The 3,858-nt window shown below is 69.5% G+C and carries 4 protein-coding genes and 1 pseudogene; all 5 read right to left on the bottom strand.

Annotation, left to right across the window (positions count from 1 at the left end; all coding sequences use genetic code 11):
• A pseudogene (locus tag I6U14_RS07265) lies at window positions 1–301 on the bottom strand (hypothetical protein); the annotation flags it as partial.
• A gap of 19 nt (window positions 302–320) precedes the next feature.
• Complete coding sequence (locus I6U14_RS07260; protein WP_296898095.1) at window positions 321–1,025, bottom strand: hypothetical protein; 705 nt, start codon at window positions 1,023–1,025, stop codon at window positions 321–323.
• A gap of 12 nt (window positions 1,026–1,037) precedes the next feature.
• A complete protein-coding gene (locus tag I6U14_RS07255; protein ID WP_296898093.1) occupies window positions 1,038–1,484 on the bottom strand; it encodes an ATP synthase subunit C in 447 nt (148 codons plus the stop codon).
• A complete protein-coding gene (locus tag I6U14_RS07250) occupies window positions 1,481–3,289 on the bottom strand; it encodes a V-type ATPase 116kDa subunit family protein (protein WP_296898091.1) in 1,809 nt (602 codons plus the stop codon). Before I6U14_RS07250 ends, I6U14_RS07255 begins: the two co-directional genes overlap by 4 nt.
• A 1-nt stretch (window position 3,290) precedes the next feature.
• Window positions 3,291–3,858 (bottom strand): V-type ATP synthase subunit D (locus I6U14_RS07245; RefSeq protein ID WP_367115640.1); only part of this gene is annotated, 568 nt, incomplete at its 5' end.

The raw sequence follows: 3,858 nt of genomic DNA, 5'->3' as shown, positions 1-3,858 counted from the left end.
GTGCTGCGCCCGTGGCTAGGTCCGGCGGCCTGTGGTCGGGGGCGGGGTGGGGGGGTTGTGGGGGCTGGGCGTGCGCCGGCGCGGGTTGCGGGACCGGCGCGGCGGCGTGGGCGCCTGGGCGTGGTGGGGGCGAGTCGGGCGCGGTGGCGGGCCGGGTCAGGTCTTCGCTGTCCTCGGGCTCCAGCCAGGCGAGTCGCTTGCGCAGCCGCAGGCGCGAGAGCGGCGTTTGCTTGGCGCCGAACAGCGGGCCGTGTGCCGGCAGCGACGTGAGCAGCGTCAGGTAGCGGTCTTGGGGGGCCATGGGTGCTGTCCAAGCCGCCTCACTTGACCGTGCCTTCCAGGATGGCCCGGAAGCGCGGCTGCAGATGGGCCAGGATCAGCTCGGCGACCTTCGCGTCGGTGAGGTCGATCTCGACGTGCTTGTCCTGCAGACGAATGCGGATGCCGGTTGCATCGTCTTCGGCGACCGTGAAGCGCACGCCGTCGCCCAGGACTTCCGAGGCCACCGCCAGCACGAAGTGCGACAGCGAGCCCTCGCGCAGCTCCAGCGGGTTGCGCCGCAGCTCTTCGATGCTCACCAGCGCGTGGGGCAGCACCACCTCCATCGGCTCATCCGGCTCGACGCCGGCCTCCTCGCGGCCGCGCCGCGCCACCTCCAGGATCAGTTGCTGCAGGAACTCCTCGCGCTTGAGCTCCGTGGTGATGAGCCGATGGACCTTCTCGTTGACCTCCCGGGTCAGCACGGCTTTGAGCTCCAGCACGGTGTCGCGCATGGCGAGCCGCAGCGCGTCCTCGCCGGCGGTCTTGAGCGCCGCCGCTTCCCGCCTGGCCTCGGCCAGCACGCGCTCGGCCTCGGCCTCGGCCTCGTGCTTCAGCCGCGCGGCCTGAAGCTCAGCCTCACGCTCGATACGAGCGGCCTCTGCGCGCCCTTTGGCGACGCCCTCGTCGCGCAGGCGGGTGATCAGGGTGTCGACACCGGCGGCCGTCGGCGCGTCGGTGCCCTTGTTGCGGCGTGCCTGATTCATGCCATTGTCCCCTCAGGCCGGAATGCCGCCGGCGAGTACCAGCGCGAAGACGAACACGAACACCGAGAAGCCTTCGACGATGGCCGCCGGCGCCAGCGACAGGCCGAAGATCTCGGGCTTGACTTTCATCGCCTGGATGGCGGAAGCACAGGCGCGCCCCTGCAAAACGCTCGCGTAGAGCAGGGCGATGCCGGCCAACAGACCGATACCGAAGATGCCGGGCGCGGCGCCCGTGGTGACCTCCCGCTGTAGGGTGAACATGATGACGATGCCGTAGATGACACCGGTGGACGGCATCACCGAGACGCCCAAATAACGCCCCTGCCCAGACTCGGTGTCCACCATGGCGCCAATGGCGGCCTGGCCGGCGATGGCGCAGCCGACGATGCTGCCGATGGCGCTCAGCGCCAGGGCGCCGAACATGCCCGTCCAGCCGAGGGCGATTACGAGCTCGTTCATTCCGTCATCTCCGTTTTCTTGAAGGGCCGGAAGGGATAGCCCTCGCCGGACAGTGCCCAGTTGTAGAACTCGATGTAATTGAGGCGCAGGCCGTGGACGACGCCGCTCACCAGGCCCAGTGCCATGTTGAGCCCGTGGCCGATGAGCAGCAGCAGGATCTGCAGCAGTAGGCCGAGGCCCGGCACCTGCGCGCCCACCTGGCGGGCCAGGTCATTGAAGGTGAGCGCCAGCGACGCGGAGGCGAGCCCCAGCGCGAACAGCCGAAGATAAGACAGGGTGTCGCCGAAGATTTTGGTGACCTGCGTGAGCGCCAGCAGTCCGTCGAGACCGCGCATCAGCACCGAGCCCAGCCCGGTCATGGGCCGCGCGCTGGTGGCAAAGAACACCAGCGCCAAGCCCAGGGCGATACCGCCGTAGCCTGCCGTCTTGCCGAGCGCGGCGGGCTCGGGCGCGCTGACGGCGAGCCACAGCGTGAAGCCGCCCACCGCGACCAGGCTCCAGCCGAGCGGTGCCAGCGCCTGGAACCGCGGCCAGAGGTTGCCGATGCGGACCAGGTTCGCGAGCACCAGATGCAGCACGCCGATGCCCACCGATAGGCGCATCATGGTCTGGAAATCGTTGAGATCGAGCACGTCGAGCCGCCCGGGCAGGCTCTCAGGGGGCGGCGTGAAGCCGAAATAGCTGCCCACCGCGACGCCCCAGGCGAAGGACATGCCGGCGATGGCGCTGCCCAGCACCCGGAACCGGCGCCCGCCGGGCGACGACCCGAGCTTGCCCCAGAAGAGCAGCAGCCCGAGCCCCAGGAGGGCTGCATAGCCGGCGTCCGAGAGGATCATCGCGAAGAAGATCGCGAAGGAGAAAAACAGCACCCGGCTTGGATCGAAGCTGTCGTAGGCCGGCATCTGATAAAAGTGCACCAGGTCCTCGCCGGCACCGAGGTTCTCCGGATTGGTGAGCAGCGTCGGCGGCGCGTCACCGGGCGCCGGGTCTTCCACCAGCAGCGCGAGGCCCTGCTCTTGGGCCAGCGCCTCCACTGCCGGCAGTTGGGATACGCCCACCCAGCCCTGGACCGCGAACAGCCCGTCGGTGTCCAGCGTCTGGCTCTGGGCGTGGCGCAGCACGGCCTGGTCTTCGGCGCGCGCGAAGTGCTTGGTGAGCAGGTAAATCCAGCGTGTGAGGGCGCGCCGCTCGGCCTGCCTGTCCTCCAGCGCCAGCTCGGCTGCCTCCAGCCGCTGCTCCACTTCGCTCAAGGACAGGGCGCCGGTGTGGTCCCGCGGAACGGGCAGGGCATCCCGCGTCGGCTCCTCGGCGGCGATGACCACCACGAATGCCTGGCGGTTGTCGCGGCGGACGATCTCCCAGGGCAGCTCCAGGTCGTCGAGCGCGGCGACATGGCGCAGCGGCACCCGATAGAACCACAGCTTGCGGCCGCCGAGATCTTCGGCCGGCGGCAACGTGAAATCGCCCCAGTCGGCCAGGTCACGGGCGCGTTGGGCCAGGGCGTCGCGCAGGTCCAGGGCGGCGCGCAGGCGGTCCTTGTTGTCCAGCCCCTGCTGGACCGTGGCGGTGATGTCGAAGCCGTCTTCAGAGTGAACCTGGCGGCGCTTCTCGGGCTCGTCCAGCAGGTAGCGCAGGGCCTTGCGCGCGTCCTCGGCGTGCTCCGGCGGGCGTTTTTCGGGCTCGTCGGGCGGCGGGGCGAGCGGCACCAAGTGCGCGCAGCCGAGCGCCTGGAGGCGGTCCAGCACCGCGTGCTTGTCTTGCCCGGTGCCGACCAGCGATATGCGCTTCAGGCGCTCGATGGCCATATCAGGCCCCTCCCTCCGCAAGCCCCTCGGCGGCGCGCTTCTTCTTGGCGATCTTCGAGCGCACCACCGCGGAGCGCTCGGCATCGGACAACGCGATGCGGATGCGCTTGATATTGGCCCGGGTCTGCGGAATCAGCACCTTGTCGAACAGGTTGACGCGCTGGGTGACGGTGCGCACGGCGGCGTTGAGCAGCGCCACCCGGCGCTCGGCGACCATGGCCTCGATGCGCAGTCGCGCGCTCGCGCTGAGGGCCTCGATCAGGGGCTCCAGCCAATGCGGCTTGGAGAGGTAGCCGTAGGAGCGGACGGCGACCTCGATGTCTTGCAGCGTCGGCAGCCAGGTGCCTACGACATTCTCACGCCCAAGCTCGAATTGCTTCACCTGCACCAGCCCAGTGAGATCAAGCTCCTCGTTGCTGAGCATCGGCAGGCTCGCGGCGACCTGCTGCCGCGCTGTCGCAAGCCGCTCATCGAGCCGGCGCCGCTCGGTCTCGGCGCGGGCGCGCTCGCCCATCAGCTGCTTGCGCTTCAGGTCCAGCGACGGCAGGAACTGCTGATAGCTCTTCAGC

It is taken from the genome of Thiohalocapsa sp., assembly GCF_019695415.1.
GTDB lineage: Bacteria > Pseudomonadota > Gammaproteobacteria > Chromatiales > Chromatiaceae > Thiohalocapsa.
Note: the sequence above shows the minus strand (reverse complement) of the source record. Positions and strands in the feature narration are given on the sequence as shown.